The sequence below is a fragment of the Micromonospora orduensis genome (assembly GCF_006228125.1).
Taxonomy (GTDB): Bacteria; Actinomycetota; Actinomycetes; order Mycobacteriales; family Micromonosporaceae; genus Micromonospora; species Micromonospora orduensis.
Genome location: NZ_VDFY01000170.1, coordinates 1 through 22,211, shown reverse-complemented (window position 1 = coordinate 22,211; position 22,211 = coordinate 1). Strand labels below are relative to the sequence as shown.

General features: G+C 71.8%; 21 protein-coding genes. 7 read left to right on the top strand and 14 right to left on the bottom strand.

What is annotated here, in order from left to right:
* Positions 1–266: 266 nt before the first annotated feature.
* Both FHG89_RS17940 and FHG89_RS17935 read right to left on the bottom strand, forming a co-directional pair.
* Positions 267–1,187 (bottom strand): replication-relaxation family protein, encoded by a 921-nt coding sequence (locus FHG89_RS17940; protein WP_139585539.1) that lies wholly within the window; start codon positions 1,185–1,187, stop codon positions 267–269.
* A gap of 440 nt (positions 1,188–1,627) precedes the next feature.
* A complete protein-coding gene (locus FHG89_RS17935; protein ID WP_244295590.1) occupies positions 1,628–2,374 on the bottom strand; it encodes a DUF2637 domain-containing protein in 747 nt (248 codons plus the stop codon).
* Positions 2,375–3,505: 1,131 nt separating this feature from the next.
* Between FHG89_RS17935 and FHG89_RS33360 the strand changes: the two genes are divergently transcribed.
* Positions 3,506–3,727, top strand: a complete 222-nt coding sequence (locus FHG89_RS33360) for a hypothetical protein (RefSeq protein WP_208761008.1) — start codon at positions 3,506–3,508, stop codon at positions 3,725–3,727.
* Between the two features lie 264 nt (positions 3,728–3,991).
* Here the strand turns inward: FHG89_RS33360 and FHG89_RS17925 are convergent, their stop codons facing one another.
* From FHG89_RS17925 to FHG89_RS17905, 5 genes are all read right to left on the bottom strand, one after another.
* Positions 3,992–4,843, bottom strand: coding sequence for an RNA polymerase sigma factor (locus FHG89_RS17925; protein WP_139585536.1), 852 nt, complete (start codon positions 4,841–4,843; stop codon positions 3,992–3,994).
* A gap of 122 nt (positions 4,844–4,965) precedes the next feature.
* On the bottom strand, positions 4,966–5,595 hold the full coding sequence (locus tag FHG89_RS17920; RefSeq protein WP_139585535.1) for a hypothetical protein: 630 nt from the start codon (positions 5,593–5,595) through the stop codon (positions 4,966–4,968).
* 295 nt (positions 5,596–5,890) lie between these two features.
* Positions 5,891–6,274, bottom strand: coding sequence for a hypothetical protein (locus FHG89_RS33840; protein ID WP_244295584.1), 384 nt, complete (start codon positions 6,272–6,274; stop codon positions 5,891–5,893).
* Between the two features lie 145 nt (positions 6,275–6,419).
* On the bottom strand, positions 6,420–7,976 hold the full coding sequence (locus tag FHG89_RS17910) for a recombinase family protein (protein ID WP_139585534.1): 1,557 nt from the start codon (positions 7,974–7,976) through the stop codon (positions 6,420–6,422).
* A gap of 52 nt (positions 7,977–8,028) precedes the next feature.
* Positions 8,029–8,481, bottom strand: a complete 453-nt coding sequence (locus tag FHG89_RS17905) for a SigE family RNA polymerase sigma factor (RefSeq protein WP_139585533.1) — start codon at positions 8,479–8,481, stop codon at positions 8,029–8,031.
* A gap of 142 nt (positions 8,482–8,623) precedes the next feature.
* Between FHG89_RS17905 and FHG89_RS17900 the strand changes: the two genes are divergently transcribed.
* From FHG89_RS17900 to FHG89_RS17885, 4 genes are read left to right on the top strand one after another with little or no spacing between them, the layout of a single operon-like run.
* Complete coding sequence (locus FHG89_RS17900; RefSeq protein WP_139585532.1) at positions 8,624–10,393, top strand: proline--tRNA ligase; 1,770 nt, start codon at positions 8,624–8,626, stop codon at positions 10,391–10,393.
* Positions 10,394–10,449: 56 nt separating this feature from the next.
* Positions 10,450–10,875: a CBS domain-containing protein gene (locus FHG89_RS17895; protein ID WP_139585531.1), complete on the top strand. Its 426-nt coding sequence runs from the start codon at positions 10,450–10,452 to the stop codon at positions 10,873–10,875.
* Positions 10,876–10,900: 25 nt separating this feature from the next.
* Positions 10,901–11,329, top strand: coding sequence for a SufE family protein (locus FHG89_RS17890; protein ID WP_139585530.1), 429 nt, complete (start codon positions 10,901–10,903; stop codon positions 11,327–11,329).
* Between the two features lie 20 nt (positions 11,330–11,349).
* On the top strand, positions 11,350–11,985 hold the full coding sequence (locus tag FHG89_RS17885; protein WP_139585529.1) for a DsbA family oxidoreductase: 636 nt from the start codon (positions 11,350–11,352) through the stop codon (positions 11,983–11,985).
* 54 nt (positions 11,986–12,039) lie between these two features.
* On the opposite strand, the gene FHG89_RS17880 is transcribed toward FHG89_RS17885, so the two are convergent.
* The 6 genes from FHG89_RS17880 to FHG89_RS17855 all read right to left on the bottom strand — a co-directional run bounded on the left by FHG89_RS17880 (position 12,040) and on the right by FHG89_RS17855 (position 16,200).
* Entirely contained in the window at positions 12,040–12,588 is a 549-nt protein-coding gene (locus FHG89_RS17880; RefSeq protein WP_139585528.1) for a YbaK/EbsC family protein, read from the bottom strand.
* Positions 12,589–12,671: 83 nt separating this feature from the next.
* Positions 12,672–12,866, bottom strand: coding sequence for a hypothetical protein (locus tag FHG89_RS17875; RefSeq protein ID WP_139585527.1), 195 nt, complete (start codon positions 12,864–12,866; stop codon positions 12,672–12,674).
* A gap of 37 nt (positions 12,867–12,903) precedes the next feature.
* Complete coding sequence (locus FHG89_RS17870) at positions 12,904–13,686, bottom strand: SDR family oxidoreductase (RefSeq protein WP_139585526.1); 783 nt, start codon at positions 13,684–13,686, stop codon at positions 12,904–12,906.
* A 95-nt stretch (positions 13,687–13,781) separates the two neighbouring features.
* Positions 13,782–14,435 carry a GAP family protein gene (locus FHG89_RS17865; RefSeq protein ID WP_139585525.1) on the bottom strand — a complete coding sequence of 218 codons (654 nt, stop codon included), beginning with the start codon at positions 14,433–14,435 and terminating at the stop codon, positions 13,782–13,784.
* A 53-nt stretch (positions 14,436–14,488) separates the two neighbouring features.
* A complete protein-coding gene (locus FHG89_RS17860) occupies positions 14,489–15,880 on the bottom strand; it encodes an MFS transporter (RefSeq protein ID WP_139585524.1) in 1,392 nt (463 codons plus the stop codon).
* 59 nt (positions 15,881–15,939) lie between these two features.
* The gene (locus tag FHG89_RS17855; protein ID WP_139585523.1) at positions 15,940–16,200 is read right to left on the bottom strand and encodes a hypothetical protein; all 261 of its coding nucleotides are present in this window, start codon (positions 16,198–16,200) and stop codon (positions 15,940–15,942) included.
* Positions 16,201–16,418: 218 nt separating this feature from the next.
* Between FHG89_RS17855 and FHG89_RS17850 the strand changes: the two genes are divergently transcribed.
* Positions 16,419–20,852 carry a cation-translocating P-type ATPase gene (locus tag FHG89_RS17850; protein WP_139585522.1) on the top strand — a complete coding sequence of 1,478 codons (4,434 nt, stop codon included), beginning with the start codon at positions 16,419–16,421 and terminating at the stop codon, positions 20,850–20,852.
* Between the two features lie 61 nt (positions 20,853–20,913).
* A complete protein-coding gene (locus tag FHG89_RS17845; protein ID WP_139585521.1) occupies positions 20,914–21,714 on the top strand; it encodes an MBL fold metallo-hydrolase in 801 nt (266 codons plus the stop codon).
* A 77-nt stretch (positions 21,715–21,791) separates the two neighbouring features.
* On the opposite strand, the gene FHG89_RS17840 is transcribed toward FHG89_RS17845, so the two are convergent.
* Positions 21,792–22,097, bottom strand: coding sequence for a CBS domain-containing protein (locus FHG89_RS17840; RefSeq protein WP_244295582.1), 306 nt, complete (start codon positions 22,095–22,097; stop codon positions 21,792–21,794).
* Positions 22,098–22,211: the final 114 nt, after the last annotated feature.

The following is a 22,211-nucleotide window of genomic DNA, read 5'->3' as shown; positions in this document are numbered from 1 at the left end:
ATGTTCGCCACTCACCGCGACTCACAGCGGCGGGCCGCTGGTGTGAGTGCGAGTGCGAACGCTGCGACGCACGGCGCGGCTGACAGACTCTGACAGCTCCCGTCCGACGCGCGCGCAGTCCGCTCCGGTCGCCTCGGTGCATGCCCTCGCGGTGGCGACGGCACCGCCCGGCGCGGAGTTTGCGCGTGCGGGCGGGGTTCGGTGGCGTGTGCGGCCTTCAGGCCGCACACGCCACGTGTCCCGCTTCCACTCATCAGGCGGGCCGCTCATCCGGGCTGGTCGTGGGTGGGGTATTCGTCGTCGTGGTCGGCGTCGATGTAGGGCAGGTCGATGAGGCGGTGACGACCGGCGCGGCCGGCGAGTTGCCAAACCTGGTGAGCGGGGCTGGCCGCGAGTGCGGTGCGCAGTTCGGCGGTGGTGGTGGCGAGGAGCATGGCCAGGTCGGGAGCGGCGGCGAGGCGGTGGCGCAGGTTCGCCTCCCTCCGTGCGGAGGGAACGTGGAAGAGCACCGGCCATGCCCAGGTGCTCATCCTGTACAGCCGCTCGTACTTGATGACCTTGTCGATGAGGATCTGCAGGTGTTCGCCTCCGGTGTCGTACTCGAGGAAGAACGGCACGGACCGTTCGTGCTCGGTCCACACCCCGGCGCCGTCCGGGCGGGGGAAGCCGGTCGCTCCGGCGAGGATGATGTTCGGGTTGGCGCCTTCGCGGTAGAGGGTGCCGGGTTCGTGGTAGGCCGACGCGGGCTCCCAGCGGACCAGGTCGCCGTCGGGGTGGGTGCGGGCGTGGGCGGCGAGGTCGATGAAGACCTGGTTGCCGCCGAGCAGGTGCGGCAGGTCCGGTCGGTTGGTGAGGGAGTGTTTGCGGCGGCGGGCTTGGTCGCGGCGGCCTCGTGGGAGTCCGCGTTGGGCGTGGACGTGGTCGTAGCCGAGTTGGTCGAGGACGTAGTGGTAGGGGTGGGAGCCGCCGTCGGCTTTGTTGGGTCGGAACCGGTCCAACGCCCGCAGCGCCGTGAGGCGGCGTAGGCGGCGTTGGGTGAAGTCCAGGGATGGGAACAGGGCGGCGGCGATCTGGTCGGTGGTGAGCACGCCGTGGTCGTAGAGCCAACCGAGGAGCCGGTCGTCGCGGGCGGTGATGCTGGCCTGCAGGCGCAGCAGCGGATCCGCGGTCGGTAGGTGTTTACCCATGGGCAGAAGCCGCTGGGGGGAGACCCGAGACTGGAGGGTCTGTCTGGAGCGGTCCCAAACTGCTGGGAGCGGGGTTGACCTGGGCTGTGAGCGGCTGTGAGGGGTCGGGTTGGGGGTCAGGATCAAGGCGGACGGTAGAACGGAGATCGGTACTGACTGCTGAACCGCCGGGCACAACGGGTGCCGTGCGACGGTGCCGTGAGAGTTGGCATGCATCCTGTCGGCGACGCCCGTGGAGGTCGTCAGGTTGGGTCGTCATCGTTGTTGCTCCAAGGTCGAAGATGTGGTGGGAGTGCAATGCGTGGGCCGACCGCTGCGGCGGGCGGGAGCGCGCTGACAGGTTTGGTCAGGTGGTGTCAGCTGCCGGGTCTCCTGGCAGATGTGAATGCGGGTCTGACAGCGCTGGCCTGCTCTGACAGAAGACGTGAGTCGAGGCTCTGTCACGCGGCCTCCCGCGCTGACAGATCCGGTGTGGGCGGGGTGGTCTCGGCTCGCAGGGCGCGCACGAGCGCGGAGGCGGTGGCGTTGGACAGCTGGTGCCCGTCCGCGCGTAGTTGGTGGGCGAGGGCCTTGCGGGACAGCGGTGCCCCCTTGGCATTGAGGGTGCGGGCGGCGGTCCGGGCGGCCGGGACCAGCGCGGCGACCTCTGGTCCGTCGTCATCTGTGGGGGCCTCGGTGTCCCGGCGGTCCGGGACCGCCGACGGTTGGTCCGTGACGGCGGGGACCGCAGTCATGGAGTCCGGGACCGCGGTGGCGGTGACGGGGACCGGCGGGTGGATGTCCGGGGCCGACGAGTCGACAACGGGCGGCGGTCCGGGCTTCGTCCGCTCGAGCTGAGTGGTCTGGTTGGCCGGGTGGAAGTCGGCGCGGGCGAGGGCGATCTTCACCATCGCCAGGAAGCCCAGGGCCGGCAGGGCGGCAGCGATCCAGCCGATCACCGACGCCTCCGCCTCCACCACCTGCGCCGCCAGCGACAGCAGCACCGCTACCACGAACACCGCTGCGGGGAAGGCGACCGACGTGCCGAGGCGCCGCTTGCGGCGCAGCTCCAGACCGGCGGCGATCGACATCAACTCCAGCACGATCGCGTCGGCCCAGGCCAGCCAGCCCGGCTGGCCGTGCGCGGCGGCGACGTCGTGCACGTGGGTGAACGACGCCGCGCCGGCTGCGCCGCCGATCAGCAGCATGATCGCCACCTGGGCGCGGTCCTCCCACCGCCCCCGCCTCGTAGCCACCAGGGTCGGCGTGCCGGGGTGTCGTTGGTCAGGTGTCGCCAACAGCCCACCACCTCGGTTTTGGCGGCGCATGCACGGCCGCGGTAGGCGTTGGGTGAAGGTGGTCGGGGACGTTAGCCCTCGTCTCGGACAGGTTGGTGTGGTGCGACATCAAGTTCTGCTCCTCGATCAGGTTGTAGGTTGCAGATGCGGGCATGGGAAGGATCGGCCGCGGGTCACGCCTGCCCACTCGGTCAGCTTCCGGGCAGGCGCGACCCTGCCGGGTGACGCCCGGCCGGGCGGACCCCTCAGGTGTGCAGGGGACGGCAACAAGTCGCTATGGTCGAGTCAACAAGCACGCCCCACCCCGCGCAGGGGCAGGCACCAGGCAGCAGGCGTCGCCACAACCCGCTCAGCGGGCTGCGTTTCGACGCGCGGGCATAGGGCAGACGGCCAAGCCGAGCCACAGATCGGAACTCACCACCGCCAGCGCCACGAAGGCGTTCAGGTGGTGCGGCGGCTCACTTCGCCGACGGGCGATCCTTCATGTGGGGCCTCCTATCTCTGCACGCCCCCGCGCGGCGTCGGCACGAACAACGGCAGGCACCCCGTCCGGGATGCCTACCCGCTGCGTGTGTGGCCGACCGCGCCAACCGGCGCTGCGGGAACGTCACTCCATTACGCCCCGGAAACCCGTTGGAGTCAACCTCTAGTTTGTAACGGAATGATCGCAGGGCCTTGCCGCCGGTCCGATGCAGTGCTATGGAGTCCGCTGCGTTACTCCACAGTCCCTTGCCGTCCGGTAATCGCTGCAAAAAAAGTAATTCGAGGTGAGCCAGCCGAATCGGCGTGGCGGTGCACGCGCTGGGGCGGCACCGAGGACCGTGGACCGGGCATGAGGCGCTGGACGTCGGTACCGGTCCTGGCGCGCACGCGTTGCGCCGCCGCGCCGCCCGACGCCGTGACGAGAGCTGAACAGCTACCAGCTACCGAACCCCGACCGGCTGCGCCCTCTCCCCGGGTGGGAAGAGGGCTCAGCCGGTCGGTTCGCCTCAGACGCGCTGGGTGATGGTCGTGCCCGGGTGCCGGGCCGCAGTAGCCGCAGTGACGAACCGGCCGGTGCTGGCGCTGCGGTTGACGGTCTGGCTGTTGCTGGTACCACGACCGACGCGCTCAGTTGTGGTGGTCCGCGGCGAGCGGGCCGCGGTGCGGCTGCTGACGAACCGGCCGGTGCCGGCGCTGCGGGACACGCTGCGGGAGCCGCCTCGAGCCATGTGGATCATCTCCTTCGGTTCGGCGGTCTCGGTTGGACCGCTCCTGCCGTAGGCGTATGTGCTGGTGGGCTGATTACCCGCCACTCTTTCTACCGGCTTTTCGGCTGAGGCTGGTGTTGGTGGTCCGGGCCGTGGTGCCGGCCGCCCGGGCGACGATGGCGCGGGCGGTCGCGGTGGAGGTGCGGGCGCGCATTGCACGGGCATCGGCGGTGCCGAGCGACGAGCGCTCGATCTTGGTTTGGATGGTCGATTTCGCCGACCTGGCGGTTGCTGAGGATGATTGCGGATGGTCCGGGGCGGGCTGTGGCATGGGCGGTCATGCCCCCCTTCGAGTCTGAGCGGGTTGGCGGTCGGGCAGGCGGGTCAGTCGGGTGCGGTAGTAGGACAGTGCCTTCTGGACGGCATTCTCTGTGAGGTTCAGCAGGTCGGCGACCTCGGCCTGGGTGTAGCCGGCCCAGATGAGCGCCATCATGCTGCGGGTGCGCGGCGGAGCGTCGGCGAGCAGGACGCCGACCTCTTGGCGCAGCGCGACGAGCTGGGCCGGGTCCACGGGCCCGCCGCCGGTGACGGGCCGATCGAAGACGGCGACTTCATCGACGAGCAGCTCCTGGTGATGCACTTCGGTACGTAGCCAGGCGCGGTAGATGTTCGGGAAGCGGAACAGGCACTGGCCAATGAAGAACGTCTTCAGTGAAGCGCCGCGGGTGGGGTTCCAGCGGCCAGGGATCAGCACAGTGTTGCGGAAGGACCTCAGCGCGGTGGCCACGGTCTCGTTGGCGAGTTCCTCGGCGACATCGGGACGGTTGAGCGCTCCGGGCGGCGGCTCGGGCAGCCCCGCGCCGCGTTCGCGGCACTTGCCGAAAATGGCGCCCTTGCGGATCCAGGCCACCGTGACGGCGTAGCCGTAGCGGGCCAGCTCGGTGGCGAACATTTCATAGTCGTTGCCGGAGAAGTCGGACCGACGCAGCCAGTCGACCAGGTCGGCGTCCTCGGCGAGGCGCTCGCGCCGGCGCAGCGCGCGGACAGTCTCGTCCAAGTCGTGATCTTCACGGGTGCCGGCGAAGTCGGCGAGCCAGGAAACGGGGACAGCGACGTCGCGGCGGGTCGGTTCCCGTTGTAGTCCCGATCCCGCCACTTCGTCCGTCGGCTCCTCGGCTTCCGGGTGCATGAGGCTCTTCTCGGTTCGGTGTGTCCGCTGAAGGGACCCACCGGACGTCCTCTCCTATGTGCGGCCGCCCCAATTACCCGCCACTCTTTTTCCAAGATTTTTAGGGCGAGCGTTTGTGCAGGTCAGCGGCGGTTCAATAGCGGAGCGACCTTGTCGATCAGGCTGTTGACGACCAGCTGGGCGGCCGGGGAGACGTCGTAGGCGCTCAGCGCGCTGAGCACGACGTCGCGATCGAGCAGGCCCGCGCCGGCCATCTCGGCAAGCACCCGGTGGGCGCCGTCGCGGCCGTACCCGCGGGCGTAGCCGTTGTTGCCGTAGCGCACCAACTCGTCCAGGTGCTTGTGCAGCCGTGGGTCCAGTGTGGTGGGCTCGCCGGTGTCGAGGTCGAGCGCGCCGACGACGCCGGCCCAGCCAGCCAGCCGCCATGGGCTGGGATGCTCGACGACGACCAAGGCGTTGCCACGAGCCAGCCGGGTGGCCACCTCGAGCGCTCCGGGAGTGGGTACGTGGGCGATCACCGCCCCCGGACGCACGTTGACGCGCGGGGAGCGCGGCGAGGCGTGCCGGCCGTTCAGGTACGGCTCGAACAGCGCCTCGCCGTGGTACTCACCCTTGCGGTCGGTGACCAGCACCGCGGGTAGGCCGCGCCGCGCGGCCTGATCCTCGGCCCAGCGCATCGCCGCTACCGCAGCGGCGGCGAACTCCCGGCCCGGCTGATACGGCACCCACGCTGCGGTGAAGTCAGAAACCACGGCTGCCAGGGTAGGCGCACTGTATGACAACTTTCCCGATCAAGACGCGCGCTTGAGCGCGGATCGCCGCGAAGCAACGGCATCGAGGCGTCCGGGTACGATGCCCGGACACCAACAGGCGCGAGGTCATGGCCAGCACGATCTGGGGCACCAGCGTGGACATCTCGTTTGCTACTGATGACACGCTTCTTACCGGCACCCCGTCTCGGCCGGATCACCAACTGGCTCTTTCCGCAACGGCACGCGGGGCAGGCATTCCCCCGGGAGCGCATGACCCCACTGCAGCCGACGGCCTCTACCCAACCGCCCCAAGCGGCGGAGGCTGCGATGCCGCCAGCCGCCCTCGACCTTTGGTGGCCGTTCGGCAGTTCATCGGGGTGAACCAGCCGCGAAACGACGTGGGAGCCCCGACATCGGCCACGGCGCGGCGGTGGTCCCGCAACGCCATCGGGGTCTGCCTCGCGACGACCGGGCGGGGCCGACGCGCCAGCGTCATGGCGCGGCGGGCGTCACACGCCGCAGCGCACTTGTCCCGCTGGCCGGCGCACTGCAGGTTCCGGCAGTCACCGCGCTCGTTGGGTTGATGTGCGGCGGCGACGTCGAGCGCGAGCCGCCATAGCAGCGGATCGGTCAAGTCATCCGGAACCACGGCCAGGGCGCTGAGCCGCTCGCGAAACACGGCGTCCACCTTCCGTCGAAGGGTCACACCACCCGGCCCCAGCAGGTCAGAGCACAGGCGGTGGACACGATCGACGCTCACGCCGGCCGAAAGATCAAGTCGTCCACCGACCCCTACACCTGTCGGCCGCCGCGACTCAGGCCGATTACTGGTCGTCCTGCGGACCGAACTTCCACCGCCAGTCAAGGCGGTGGCGGCCGAAGGTGCGGCGTTCGCCCTTGAAGCCGGCGCGCAGGAGTTTGATGTCGGCGACGAGGCGGATGATCTCCCGCTTGACCGGAATGTCGTCGCCCAGTTCCTGCCACGCCTGCACCGCCTGGTCCCCGATGCGCCCGCGCAGCACGGCGGGGATCCCGGCGTCGGCGGCGCGTTGCTCGTACTCGGCGATCTGCGCCGTGAGGCCCTTCTCCGCTCGGGCGTAGGCGATCGCTGTGACCTCGCCTTCCTCCCCGAGTTTGCGCCAGTCCTCCAACTCCCCGCGCAGCCGTTGGGCTTCGGCGCGGGCGTGGGCGACTTCCTCGTCCGTGGCGCTGGCGGCGGTGAGGATGTCGTAAACGTCGGGGCGCGACAGCCACGCCACTACCGTGCGCTGCACGTACTCGTCGAGGAACTCGGCTTTCACCGCGGCGCACCGCTTGTGCAGGCAGGAGTACACCTGCCCCGTCCAGCCGTGCCGGTTCACCTTCTGCGATGACAGCGGCCCGTCGCAGACTCCGCAGCGCACCAGGTACGACAGCAGATGCACCGCTCGGGCGGGCCGGGTCGTGGTGCGCGACGGGTCGCCCAGCATCCGTACCACCGACCAGTACGTCTCCTCGTCGACGAGGGCGGGCCAGATCCCGTCGCCGACGATCTCGCCTCGCAGCACCCGCTTGCCGATGTAGGCCGGGTTCATCACCTGCTTGCGCAGGATGCCGCGCCGCCAAAGTCCGCCCTCGGAGGCGGGGATGCCGAGCCGGTTGAGTTCGGCCTCGATAGCGGTCAGCGGCGTGCCTTCGGAGATATTGCGGAAGTTGTCCCGCACCACCTGCGCGTGGGAATACTCCGTCACCGTCCCATCCGCCGCCACGGCCGTACGGATCTCAGTGTCGGGCTCCTGGCGCAGGAGAGCTCTGGTGCGCTGGTCGTAAATCCGCCGGTACCCGTAGGTGACCTTGCCGTGCGGGCGGCCGGCTTCGGCAGCGCCGACGATGCCGCGCAGCACGTTGTCGCGGATCGAGTCGGCCATCCACTCGGCCTGCACTGCCTGGAAACCGAGCATCATCCGGTCGTTCTTGTCCCGCAGGTCATACAGCACCCCACCGACCAGCCAGAAGTTGAGACCGACCTCGTGGCACATGTCCCGGATCTTCACGAACACCGCGAGGTCACGTTCCTTGCGGGAGATCTCCCAGACCACCAGCACGTCACCCTTGCCGGCGAGGATCTGCTCGATCAACAACTCGAACTGCTCACGCTCCTTCGTCGCACGCCGGCTCGCCGAGCGGTGGTTGTCCGTGAACGACCCCGCGTCAGCCCAGGACCGCTTCGTGATCTCCGCCAGGTTAAGAACTCCCTGGTCGTGAACACTCTTGCCCTGCTCCTTCTTGTCCTGACTCGCACGCTGATATCGCAACGCCCGCACATCCGCGCCACCGGCCAACAACGCGTCCTTGCTGTCGAACCGGCCCCGATTTCCCGATCGGGCCTTCCGCCGTACCATCAGACCGTCCCCCTAGATCGACGCCCCTGCCTGGCAACATCAACCCTAGTATCTAACGATCCTTGACAGTGCCGACCGCGACCCCGAGCAGTTCGGCGGCCTCCGCCTCGGTGCGATCCTCGAAGAACCGCAGCACCAGCACGGCTCGTTGCTTCGGCGAGAGCTTCGCCAGTGCCGCCCGCAGGGTGAGCCGCAGGCTGGTCTGGTGGGCGTGGTCGGGGGCCGAGTCGCCTCCGCGTGGCTCGGGCAGGTCGCCCGGCATCGACTCGGGTACCCGACGGCGGCGCCACCAGGACACCTGCAGGTGGTACATGGTCTTGCGGGTGTACGCCTCGGCGTTGCCGCTGTGGTGCAGCCGGTTCCAGGAGCGGTGGGTCCGGGCCAGCGCGGACTGGACGAGGTCCTCGGCCAGGTGCTGGTCGCCGGTGAGCAGGTAGGCCGAGCGCAGCAGCGCCGGCGTGCGGGTACGGACGAACGAGTCGAACTCACTCAGCAGAGGGTCCACACGGGCCGATCCTTCAGGTCAGGGGTGCGCGGGCTTGGTGCCCATCCAGACGTCGGCAGGGACACCGATGGTTGCCGCCGGCGGGCCCGGGTCGGGCCGAAATGGATCGCTGATCCTGCCGCACCAGTCATAGGCTGCGCGGATGCTGCTACGCATGTCGACCCTGTTGCTGCGGACCCTGCGCGAGGACCCGGCCGACGCGGAGGTGCCGAGTCACCGGCTGCTCCTGCGCGCCGGTTACATCCGTCGCGCCGCGCCGGGCGGCTACACGTGGCTGCCGCTGGGCAAGCTGGTGCTGGACCGGATCACCGAGGTCGTACGCACCGAACTGACCGCGATCGGCGACCAGGAGGTGCACTTCCCGGCGCTGCTGCCCGCCGAGCCGTACCGGACGAGCGGCCGGTGGACGGAGTACGGCGACCTCCTCTTCACCCTCGCCGACCGGCGCGGCGCCGAGCACCTGTTGGCGCCCACCCACGAGGAGATGGCGGCGCTGCTGGTCAAGGACCTGTTCACCTCGTACCGGGATTTCCCGGTGACGCTGTTCCAGGTGCAGACGAAGTTCCGCGACGAGGCGCGGCCCCGGGCCGGTGTGCTGCGCGGCCGGGAGTTCCTGATGAAGGACGCGTACTCGTTCGACCTGGACGAGGCGGGGTTGCGGGACGCGTACGCGCGGCACCGGGTGGCGTACCAGCGGATCTTCGACCGGCTGGGGCTGGAGCACACGGTGGTGCACGCGATGTCCGGTGCGATGGGCGGCTCGGCGTCGGAGGAGTTCCTGGCCACGACGCCTGTCGGTGAGGACACCTTCGTCGGCTGCACCACCTGCGACTACGCGGCGAACACCGAGGCCGTGGTCACTCGGGTGCCCGCCGCCGGCGACCCGGCCGCGCAGCCGGCCGTCGAGGTGCACGACACCCCCGAGACCCCGACGATCGCCAGCCTGGTGGAGCTGGCCAACGCCCGCCGGCTCGGCGGTCGGGACGGCTGGACCGCCGCCGACACCCTGAAGAACGTCGTGTTGACCGTCCGCCAACCGGGTGCCGAACGGGCCGAGCTTCTGGTGGTCGGGCTGCCCGGTGACCGGGAGGTCGACCTGAAGCGGCTCGGCGCCGCGCTGGAGCCGGCCCAGGCGGCCGTCTTCGACGAGTGGGCCGCGCATCCGGAACTGGTACGCGGGTACATCGGCCCGCAGGTGCTCGACAAGCTGGGCATCCGCTACCTCGTCGATCCCCGGGTGGTGCCCGGCTCCGCGTGGCTGACCGGCGCGAACGAGCCCGGCCGGCACGCGACAGGCGTGGTCTGCGGGCGGGACTTCACGCCCGACGGGACGGTCGAGGCGGCCGAGGTGCGCGCCGGGGATCCCTGCCCCGCCTGCGGCGGCGGCGAGCTGACCATCCGGCGGGGCATCGAGATCGGGCACATCTTCCAGCTCGGCCGCCGGTACACCGACGCGTTCGCGGTCGACGTGCTCGGTCCGGCCGGCAAACCGGTCCGGCCCACCATGGGTTGCTACGGCATCGGGATCTCCCGGGCCGTCGCGGCCATCGCCGAACAGCACCACGACGACCGGGGGCTGGTCTGGCCGGCGGCGGTCGCGCCGTGCGACGTACACCTGGTGGTGGCGGGCAAGGGGCCGCAACTCGACGCGGCGCTGGAGCTCGGCGGGCGCCTCGCCGCCGCCGGTCTGCGGGTGCTTGTCGACGACCGGACGCACGTCTCGGCCGGGGTCAAGTTCACCGACGCCGAGCTGATCGGCATCCCCCGCGCCGTCGTGGTCGGCCGCCGTCTCACCGAGGGGTACGTGGAGCTGCGCGAGCGGGCCGGTGACGGGCGCGCGGAGTTGCCGGTGGAAGGTCTGGTCGAGCGGATCGTCGACGAGGTGCGCCGGGAGCGTGCGAACCTGGTGTAGCGGCCGCGTCACGGGGTAGTGCAGTTCGATCGGGTGCAAATGCTTCGGAGGCTCTCATGACCGGTTACCGGGTCAGCGACGTGATGACCAAGCAGGTGGTGTACCTGCCGGCGGAGACGACTCTGGACGAGGCGGCCAGGGTGATGAAGGAGGCGGACATCGGCGACGTGGTGGTCACCGACGGCGCCAGTCTCGCCGGCATGCTCACCGACCGGGACATCGTCGTGCGGGCCGTGGCGGAGAACAGCTCCCCGGCGGCCACCACGATCGGCTCGATCATCACCCGCGAGGTCGTCATGATCGAGCAGCACTGCACGGCGGGCGAGGCGGCGGCGCTGATGCGCGACCGGGGGATCCGGCGGGTGCTGGTCTGTGACAGCGACCGCAAGCTCGTCGGGATCGTCTCGCTCGGCGACCTGGCCATGCAGCTCGACCCGACAAGCGCCCTCAGCGAGATCAGCGAGCAGTCCCCGACGGTCTAGGAACGGCCGGCGGTAGCCTCGACGCATGGCTGACATGCCGGCCCGACTGGCCGAGATCGTCGACGAGTTCGCCGCCGCGCCGCGCGACCTGGTGCTGGAGATGCTCCTGGAATACTCCGACGCCATTCCGCCGCTACCCGACGGCGCCGCCGACCGCGAGGGCATGGAGCAGGTGCCGGAGTGCCAGACGGCGTTCTTCCTGCGCGCCCGGGTGACGCCGGAGGGCACCGTGGAGACTCTCTTCGACTGCCCACCCGAGGCGCCCACCACCCGGGCGTTCGCCGGCATCCTCGCCGAAGGGCTGGCCGGGGCGAGCGCCGAGGAGGTGCTGGCCGTGCCGGACGACCTCTACCAGCGGATGGGCCTGGCGCAGGCGATCAGTCCGCTGCGGGTACGCGGCGGCACCGCGATCCTGGGCCGACTCAAGCGGCAGGTCCGGGAACAACTGGGCTGACCTGGCAGTTGCCACCGGTCATGGAGATCGAGATCTACGCGGACCTCGTCTGCCCCTGGTGCTACATCGGCAAGCACCGGCTGGAGCAGGCCCTCGCCAGCTACGACGGCGAGGTGACGGTCCGCTACCGGCCGTTCCAGCTCGACCCGTCGCCGGTGGCGGAGCCCCTTCCGCTGGTGCCGGCGATGTCCGCCAAGTTCGGCGGGCCGGAGCGCGCCCGGCAGATGTTCGACCACGTAACCGCGGTCGCGGCGGGTGACGGGCTGCGGCTGGACTTCGATCGGGCGGTGATCGCCAACACCTTCGACGCGCACCGACTGGTCGCGTACGCCACCGATCACGGTCGGGCTGGCGAGATGGTGGAGGCGCTCTACCAGGCGCACTTCACCCAGGGCGTCGACCTCGGCTCGCGGGAGGCGCTGGCCGCCGTCGCCGGCGGGATCGGCCTGGACGCCGCCGACGCACGCCGGTTCCTCGACTCGGACGAGCGGACCGCCGACGTCACCGCAGACCTGGCCACCGCCCGGGACCTGGGCATCACCGGCGTCCCGACGTTCGTGCTGGCCGGGAAGTACGCGGTGTCCGGCGCGCAGGAGGCGCAGACGCTGCTCGCCGCACTCGCCGAGGTCGAGCAGCGTGAGGCCGCCACCGACTGATCACATCGACCGCCGCGATGTTTCACGTGCAACGGCATCGATGCCTATGCCTGGTCAGGCCGGTCGGGCCAGCCCTTCCACCACCTGCGCACCGGGCAGCGCGCCAAGCGCCGGCCCCGGCAGGGCGATCTTGCTGTGGCGTACGCCGGATCCGATGATCACGTGCGGTGTGGCGATCACCCGCGAGTCCACGAGGATCGGCCACTGCGCCGGCAGCCCGATCGGGGTGATGCCTCCGTACTCCATGCCGGTCAGCTCGACCGCGTCGTCCATCGGGGCGAAGCTGGCCTTGCGTACGTCCAGCGCGCGGCGGGCCACCCCGTTCACGTCGGCCCGGGTGGTGGCCAGGACGACGCAGGCCGCGTAGCGGACCACGCCCTCGCGCTTGCCCGCCACCACGACGCAGTTGGCCGACACGTCCAGCCCCACCTCGTACGCGGCACAGAACGCGGCGGTGTCGGCCAACTCGGCGTCGATCGGCGCGGCCAGCACGTCGTCGACGTCCACCGGCGCCTCGGCGGGCCACTGCGCGATGGCCTCCGCGACGGGAGGGGCGAGCAGGTCGAGGCGGGCGCGGGCCGGTTCGGTCTTCAGCGTTCCCATCACGGGTGCGATCCTCGCATCCGCCGCGACGGACCGCCCGGCGACTCCCGTGCCACCCTCGGACGTCACCCCCGTACCGGGACTCAACTGCCCGCCAGGAACGCGTTGTCGCGCATGAAGGAACGGTCGCGGGCAGCGGCCAGTTCCTCTTCGCGCCGGGCCTTGGCCCGCTGTAGCTCCAGATCCTCCAGCGCGTGCCGGACACCCAACCGGATCACGCCGTAGAGGAAGACGAAGCCGAAGACGTAGAGGGTCACCGTGGTGACGACAACGAACATGCCGCCACGGTAAGACGAACGTGAACGGTTGACGCTCTCATCTCCGCCCGGTTCCCCCGTACGTGTCGGCGAGGTGGTCGGCCCAGGTCCGGACGCCTCGGGGCAGGGCCTCGGTGACCAGCCCACCGGCGCGCAACTCCCGTCCGAGTCGACCGGGAATCCGCACCGGCAGCAGCGGCCGGCGCGAGCCCCGGGCCGTGAGCCAGGCCCGGGCCGCCTCGTCGAAGCGGAGCACCTGCGGCCCCCCGTACTCCTCGATGCCGCCCAGCGGGCCGGCGACCAGCCGGGCCGCCAGCCGGGCCGCCACCTCGTCCGGGTCGACCGGTTGGGCGAGCACCGCCCGGTCACCGATCACCGGCCCCAACCGCGCGCTGCTGGCCAGCAGGTCGTCCAGGAACTGCGGGAACTGGGTGGCCCGCAGCACCGACCACGGCACCGGGCCCGCGGCGATCACCTGCTCGGCGGCGAGCTTGTGCCGGTAGTACGGGATCGGCACCCGGTCCACTCCGACGATCGAGATGTAGACGATGTGGCCCACACCTGCCGCCCCGGCGGCCACCACCAGCCGGCGGGTGCCCAGCACGTCCACCTGGTGGGTGTGCCCGCCGCGCGGCGAGGACGCGAGGTGCAGCACGGCGTCCACTCCGGTCACCGCCTCGACCACCCCGTCCCCGGTGGCCAGGTCGGTCACCACCCACTCCACGTCCGACCCGTCGCGTAGCCGCCTGCTGGCGGCCCGGACGCCGACTCCGTCGTCGCGCAGCCGGGCCAGCACGGCACCACCCAGGTGGCCGCCCGCCCCGGTGACCAGAACCTTCATCCGTCCTCCCGTTCTGTCGCGAACCCGCGACGCGTCGCTGCCGGACGGTGGTTGACGAAACGACCAGGCCCGCTGTGACCGGGCGTGCGTCCGGCTCACCCCGATCGGATCAGATCCAGCACCGTCAGCAGCGCGAAGAACGCGATCATTAGTTCGTTGACGATCCAGGCGTGCCGCTCGGCCCATTCCCTCATCCGGGCCAGTACCCGCGCCGCCCTGCTTCCGAGCAGCACCAACGCCAGCAGGGGCAGGGCGAGCAGGAGCACGGTGAGCAGCACGAACGGCACCAGGTGCCACCACGGCAGGTCGTGACGGGCCACACTCGCTCCCACCGCGGCCATGGTCAGGTCGTCGGTGGGCGTGACCACGAAGAGCAGCGCACCGGTGCGCAGCGCCCAACGTGGATCGGCGTGCCCGAGGCTCCCCAGCCACTTCGGCGGGCCGGACCGGTTCCGCCGTACCCACACGATGATCGCCAGGCTGACCAGCAGGACGAGCACCACGATGTCGATGGCGGGACCGCGATCGACCTTCCCGGCGATCCTGCTGGCGTCGGCGGCCAGGCCACTCGCCACACGGGTCAGCAGCCAGGTCACCGTCACCCCGGCGGTGACCACCAGTCCGGCGCCGGCAAGGAAACCCACCGACGCCGCCCGTGGTCGATCCGACGAGGCGAGGAAGACCGCCACGACCAGTTGGGTCCCGGCGACCATCACCACGGCCAGGGGCAGGACGGTCAGGAAGTTCATCGCTCCGCCATCGTCCCGGCCCGACCGGCCCGGACGTCACCGAACCCGGGGGATCACCCGGCCGGGGACGCGTTACCGCCCACCACCCGCCCGGCCAGCAGCGCGCCGAGCAGCGCCAGGCCGGCGGCGACCGCCAACGTCGACGCGTAGCTGGCGGGGCCAGGGGCGCTACCGGCCGCCAGCACCGCCCCGGTGAGCGCCAGCACGGTCGCCGCGAAGAGCGAGTCGCCCAGCTGCAACGACGAGCTGTTGCGGCCCTGCTCGCCGGGAGCGGACAACTCGAGGGTGAGCACCGACAACGACGGGTAGAGCAGCCCCATGCCGAGACCGGCGACCGCCCAGCCCAGCACGACGACGGCCACCGGCAGCTCGGGCCGTACGGCCAGCGCCACCGTGACGATGCCGACGGTGATGCAGCTCAACCCGGCGCGGGGCAGGCTGGCTCGGGACGCCGGCACCGGAATCCTGCCCTGGATCCACGAACCCACCGACCAGGCAAGCGCGCCGACCGTGAGGACCAGCCCGGCGCCGGTCGGCGACAGGCCCCGCTCCCGGGAGAGCATCAACGGGATGACCACCTCGGCGCCGACGAACGCCGCCGCGGCCAGCCCTCGGAGCCCGATCACGGTGGGCAGGCCGCGGGCCGCCCGGAGGAAGCCGGCCGGCAGCAGACGTGGGGCGCAGACCAGCAGGCCGGCCACGGCCCCCGCGACGAGCGCCAGGGCGGTGGCGCCGCGCTGCTGTCCCCCGATGTGCAGCAGTGCGGCGCTAGCCGCCGCCCCGCACGCCCAACCGATCCGCGCCGCCGCGCCCGCCGGCACCCCGGTCCGCGCCGACTGACCGAGCGACCGCAGGCCGGGGTGGATCAGCAGGACAGCCGGCACGGCCACCGCCGGCACCGCCAGGAAGACCCACCGCCAGCTCAGGTGCTCGACGATCAAGCCGGCCACCGCCGGCCCGACCAGCGACGGTACGACCCACGCCGCCGCGAACGCCGCGAAGATCCGCCGATGCAGGTCCTGCGGGTACGCGTGTCCGACGATCACGTAGAGCGCCACCGCGAGGAGCCCGGAGCCGAAGCCCTGCACCACCCGGCCGACGACCAGCGCGCCCATCACCGGCGCGGTCCCGGCGATCAGGAGTCCCACCACGAACCAGGCGACGCCGTGCCACATCGGTCCCCGGGGTCCGCGGGCGTCGCACCAGATGCCGGACACCACCATGGCCAGCACATTCGTGGCGAACGGTCCACCGAACGCGATCCCGTACAGGGCCAGCCCGTCCAGGCTGCGGGCGACCGTCGGCATCGCCGTGCCGACCGCCAACGCCTCGAACGCGAGCAGCGAGATCAACGCGACGCTGCCCACGGTCATCGCCCGCAGCCGGGGTGCGAACAGACCGGGCGCGGACGGCGGTACGGCGACGACGGTGGCGGGACTCGGCATGCACCGAGCCTGCGACCTCAACCCGGATTCAGGTCAAGCAGGCGGTGACCCAGCTCTCGTCAGGCCTCCTCGAGCGCCTCGCCGATGCCGCCGACGAGGCCGGAGAAGTGCTGGTCGGTGAGGAGATGCCCAGCGGTGATCGCCAGGGCGAGCGGCCACTCGATGACCTGGAGCGCGACGAGCACCCCGATCCCTGCGTAGTAGGCGATCCGGTCCGGCGGTGGCACCGCCACCTCGCCGAGCATCGGCAGGTCCATCCGCCGGCTGTACATCCTGACGTTCTCGCGCGGCCCGTTCAGGTGTCGGCTGAGTGCGCTCATTCCGGCCTCCCCATGTCCGGTGACAGTCACCGAATTCCACAGCCCACCTCGTCCATGCGCCGACGACGCCGGAAACTTCCGCTGCTGGAAGGGCATAACGGACGGTAGGTCGGGAAGCCAGGCCGCCGGACGTGAGGGCGGTGGGAGGGCGAGATGGCCGAGGTCAGCACCAGCAGCAACAGGGAGCCGGGCCGGCGTCCGTCCAGCCGTACGCCTCGATGACGGCGGCGGGTCGCGCAGCGGGACGCATCCTGCCGTCCCTCGGTGTGCCGCACCTGGTCGGCGAGGCGTCCCGGACCGTCGGGGCGGCGGCGACCCGGGTCGCCCGGCAGGTCGGGCTGAGCCGGCGCCGGGTCTGGTCACGGCCGGGTCGCCACCACATCGAGGTGCACGGTGTCTGCCAGGACGGCGGCGACCAGCTCGCCCGTCAGGTGGAGGGCGCGCTGGAGCGGATGCCCGGGGTCGCCTGGGCCCGGGTGAACGCCCCGTCCGGCCGTGTGGTGGTCGCTGTGCAGTCCCCGCAGCCGAAGCTGCGGGACCTGATCGCCACGATCAGCCGTGTCGAACGCACCTGCGACCACGAGCCGGACCCGGAGATCCCGCCGCCGCACCCGCCGGAGGAGGGGCCGCGCACTCCCCGCACCCTCGGCGCGCTCGCCTCGGACGCGCTGGGCCTGAGCCTCTGGGCGGCCACCCGGATCCTGCCGTTCGCACCGCTGCCCGGTGAGGTGGCCGGCCTGCTGGCGGCGGTGGACCTGCAGCCCAAGCTGCACGCGTTGCTCGGCAAACCGCTGCGTTCCGACCCCCGCGCGGATGTCCTCTTCCCTCTGGCCGAGGCGGTGGTGCAGGGCCTGTCCGGCCGCTGGCCCGGCCTCGTCCTCGACAGCGCCCAGCGGCTCGTGCAGTGGGGCGAGGACCGGGCCCAACTTGCCGCCTGGGAGAAGGCCGAGCCACGGTTGACCGGCGACCCGGAGCGGGCTGTCGCCAGGTGGCCGGTGTCCGACCGTCCCCGGCCGAAGCCGCAGGGACCGGTCGAGCGGTACGTCGACCGGGCGCTCGCCGCGGGCGTGGCGGCTGGAGCGGCGGCGATACCGTTCGCCGGTCCCAAGCGGGCTGCCGCGCTGGGCCTGTCCACACTGCCCAAGGCCCCGGGCAGCGGACGAGAGGGGTACGCAGCGCAGCTCGGCCGGATCCTCGCCCGCCGCGGGGTGATCGCGATGGACCGCGGGGTGCTGCGGGAACTGGACCGGATCGACACCCTCGTGCTGGACGCCGCGGTGCTCGGCTCGGACCGGGGCGTACTGGCCGATCTGGCCCCGGCGACGGGAGCGGACGTCGACCAAGTGGCGGAGCGGGCGTTCGCGCTGTTCGACCCGGACGATCCGGCCGGCTCCCGGTCGGCCGAAGGCTGGCGACTGGAGCCGCTGGACCATCCACCGACCGGCGACATCCCCGACGGGGAACGGCTCCGCGCCGCCGGTGGGCAGCTGCTCGGCCTGTCCCACGACGGCCGGCTCGCCGCACTGCTGCGGGTCGAGCCGGAACCCGCCCCGGGCGTCGACGGCCTGCCGACCGCCGCCCGCCGGGCCGGCCTGCGGCTGGTGGTGGCCGGGGGCGACGAGCAGCGGCACGGCTTGGCCGACGCGATCCTGCCCGGAGGTGACCGGCTGTGCGAGTCGGTACGCGCGTTGCAGCGCGACGGCGCGGTGGTCATGCTGGTGTCCGGGGATCGCAGGGCGCTCGGTGCGTCCGACTGCGGTCTCGGGTTCGCCCCACCGGAGGACCTGCCGCCGTGGGGTGCGCACCTGCTGGTCGGCGCCGACCTGCGGCTGGTCGCCCTGGTGATCGAGGCGACCGGGGTGGCCCGGCGAACGGCCCAGCAGAACATCCGGCTGGCCATGGCCGGCGCCGGTCTGGGGGCGCTCGGCGCGCTCACCGCGCCGCCGGCCCGACTGCCCCAACGGTCGCTCGTGGCGAGCAGCGGTGCAGCCGGGTTGGCCTTCGCGAACGGGGTCTGGCAGGCCCGCCGGCTGCACGACCGGTCGGAGGCTCCGACGCCGGTGGCGACCGCCTGGCATCTGATGCCCGTCACCACCGTCCTCGACCATCTGCGGACCACGCGCGACGGTCTGTCCAGCGCGGAGGCGCAGCGCCGGCACCACGATTCCGGCGGGAACGGCGATGCCGCGCCCGGACGTGGTGGCCTGCTGCGCGCGTTCGTGGACGAGCTGTCCAACCCGCTGACCCCGGTGCTGGCCGCCGGGGCGGTGCTCTCCGCCTCGTTCGGCTCGCTTGTCGACGCCGCGCTGGTGGGTGGTGTGGTCGGCGGATCCGCTCTGATCGGGGCGGTGCACGAGCGCAACACGGAACGGTCCCTGGCGGATCTGCTGTCCCGTTCGGCGGTGACCGCCCGGGTCCGCCGGGACGGGGCCGAACGGGTGGTCGCCGCCGAGGACCTGGCCGCGGGGGACGTCATCGTGCTGGAGCCGGGCGACTCGGTGCCCGCCGACTGTCGGGTGCTCGAATCGGTGGGGCTGGAGGCGGACGAGTCATCGCTGACCGGCGAATCGCTGCCGGTAGCCAAGACCGACCGACCGGTGGTCGCGGCCGCCGTCGCCGACCGGCACTCGATGCTGTACGAGGGCACCACCGTCGCCGCCGGTCACGGCAGTGCCGTGGTCGTGGCGACCGGCGCGGACACCGAGGCTGGGCGCAGTCTGGCGCTGGTACGGCAGGCACCCCCGACGAGCGGCGTGGAGGCCCGGCTCGGCTCGTTGACAAGCGCCGCCATCCCGTTGGCGGCCGGTTCGGCGGTGGCGGTGGCCGGCGCGGGCCTGCTTCGGGGCGTACCCCTTGCCGAAACGGCGGCGACCGCCGCGAACCTCGCCGTGGCGTCGGTGCCGGAGGGGCTGCCGTTCCTGGTGAGCGCGGCGCAACTGGCGGCGGCCCGGCGGCTCGCCGAGCACGGCGCGTTGGTCCGCAACCCGCGCACCATCGAGGCGCTGGGCCGGGTGGACGTGCTCTGCTTCGACAAGACCGGCACCCTCACCGAGGGCACGTTGCTGCTCGCCGGGGTCGGTGACGGCGTCGGCGACCGGTACGCGCCGACGGACCGCCTCGACGACCGGCTGCGGTTGACGCTGGCCGCCGCGCTGCGGGCCACTCCCGCAGCGGCCGACCCGGAGCAGTTGGCGTTGCAGACCGACCGTGCCGTTCGCCGGGGCGCGGCCACCGCCGGGGTGGTGGAGCAGACCGGGGCGGCCGGTTGGCGGGCCGCCGGAGGGCTGCCGTTCGAGCCGTCCCGTGGCTACCACGCGACCATCGGGGAGTCCGACGGTCACCTGCTGTTGAGCGTCAAGGGTGCCCCGGAGACGGTGTTGCCGCGGTGCACGGCCCGGCGCACCGACGGCCGCCAGGAGCCGCTGGACGACGCGGGCCGCGCGGACCTGCAACGGACACTCGCCGACCGGGCCGGGGCGGGGCACCGGATCCTGGCCGTCGCCGAGTGCCCGGTGGACGACCCGAAGGTGACCGACGGGGACGTGCGGGGTCTGACCTTCGTGGGTTTCCTGGCCCTCGCGGACGGGGTGCGGGAAAGCGCCGCGCCGGCGGTACGGCGGATCCGGCGGGCCGGCGTGCACACCATCATGATCACCGGGGACCATCCGGCGACGGCCGAGGCGATCGCGGCCACCATCAGCGAACACGACGAGCAGCGGGTGGTGACCGCCGGCGAACTGGACCAACTGGACGACGAGGCGCTCGCCGAGCGGCTGGCGAACACCGACGTGGTGGCCCGCTGCACCCCGGCCCACAAGGTACGGATCATCCAGGCGTTGCAGAAGTGCGGACGGACCGTGGCGATGACCGGTGACGGCGCCAACGACGCCCCGGCGATCCGGCTGGCCGATGTCGGCATCGCCCTCGGTCAACGGGGCACCCCGGCGGCGCGCGCCGCCGCCGACCTGGTGGTCACCGACGACCGGTTGGAGACCATCATCGCCACGCTGGTCGAGGGCCGGGCGATGTGGTCGTCGGTGCGGCACGCGCTCAGCATCCTGGTCGGCGGCAACCTCGGCGAGATCGCGTTCAGTGTGCTCAGCGCGGCGGCGACCGGCCGTTCCGCGCTCACCGGACGGCAACTCCTGCTGGTCAACCTGCTCACCGACCTGGCGCCGGCACTGGCCATCGCCGTCCGGCCACCGGCGTCGGACCGCACCGATCGCCTGCTGCTGGAGGGCCCGGACGTGTCCCTGGGCGAAACCCTCACCCGGGAGATCAGCCTGCGGGCGGCCGCGACAACGCTGGGGGCGACCACGGGCTGGACGCTGGCCCGCTACACCGGCCGGCGGCGACGGGCCGGCACCGTCGCGCTGGTCTCCCTGGTCGGCACCCAGCTCGGCCAGACCATCCTGGCCGGCGGCACCAGCCCGGCTGTGCTGGCATCCACGGCGGCGTCACTCGGCGTGCTGGTCGTCGTGGTGCAGACTCCGGGGGTCAGTCAGTTCTTCGGCTGCACCCCACTCGGGCCGGTCGGCTGGACCATCGGGGCGGGATCGGCGCTCGGTGCCACCTTCGCCAACGGCGCGCTCACCAGGCTGGTGGAGCACCTGCCGCAGGCGCGGCCCGCCGCCGGGCACTCCGCGAACTGACCACCGCTCCTCCGCTTGGCCGCCGGCAGCCGGGGTACCGCAGCCAGAGGAGGTGACCACGATGGTTGAGCGACCACAGGTGACGTTCGTCGGCACCGCGACGACCGTGCTGCGGCTCGGCGGGTTCACCCTGCTGACCGACCCGAACTTCCTGCACCGGGGCCAGCGGGCGTACCTGGGCAAGGGTCTGTGGTCGCGCCGACGCACGGACCCGGCGCTGCGCGTCGCCCAACTTCCCGAGCTGGACGCGGTGGTGCTCTCCCACCTGCACGGCGACCACTTCGACCGGGTCGCCCGCCGGGAACTGGACCGCGAACTGCCCATCGTCACCACGCCCGCCGCCGAGCGAAAGCTGCGCCGCTGGGGCTTCCGGGCCGCCGAGGGCCTGCCGACCTGGTCGTCGCGAGAGCTGCACCGCGACGGTACGACGGTGCGGCTGACCTCGATGCCGGGCAGACACGGCCCCGGCGCCCTGGACCGGCTGCTGCCCGACGTGATGGGCACGATGATCGACGTGGAACGCGCCGGCCAGCGCGAGTTCCGGCTCTACGTCACAGGTGACACGCTGAACCGGCCGCTGCTCACCGCCATCCCCGAGCGGTACCCGGACATCGACGCGATGCTGATCCACCTCGGCGGCACGAAGGTCGCCGGGATCCTGCTCACCATGGACGCCCAGCAGGGCGCCGACCTGGTGGAGCTGGTTCGACCGAAGCTGACCGTGCCGATCCACTACGACGACTACGGGGTGTTCCGTTCCCCGCTGGCCCACTTCGTCGAGGAGGCCCGCCGGCGCGGCTGGGTGAAGCAGGTACGCACCATTGCTCGCGGTGAAACCCTGCCCCTCACCCCGCCGGTCTGACCTCGGCAACGTGCCGCGAGAACGCGATCGCCGCCGACCGGTGGACCGGCGGCGGCGATCAGGGACAGGCACGACAGTCAGCCGCGCTCGGAGATGGCCTCGATGAGGTCGCCGACCGGGCGCTCCGGCAGGGAGCGGGCCACGTCGGCCACCGCCACGATGCCCACCAGCTCCTGGCCGTCGATCACGGGCAGCCGGCGGACCTTGTACTGGCCCATGGTGCGCAGGATCTCGGCCGCGTCGTCGTCCGCGCCGATGGTCACCACCTCGCCCTGGGCCAGCTCACCAGCTGTCACGTTGGCCGGGTCGCGCCCCTCGGCCAGCACCTTCACCACGATGTCGCGGTCGGTCAGCATGCCCTTGAGTCGGTGGGTCTGCTGCACCGATAGGTGACAGTTTCAGTCACGCGGCCTGACTGGCCGGTGGGGTCATGATGGTCTCGTACTCGATAGGGGTCAACCGGGACAGGGATCGTTGGCGTCGACGGCGGTGGTAGG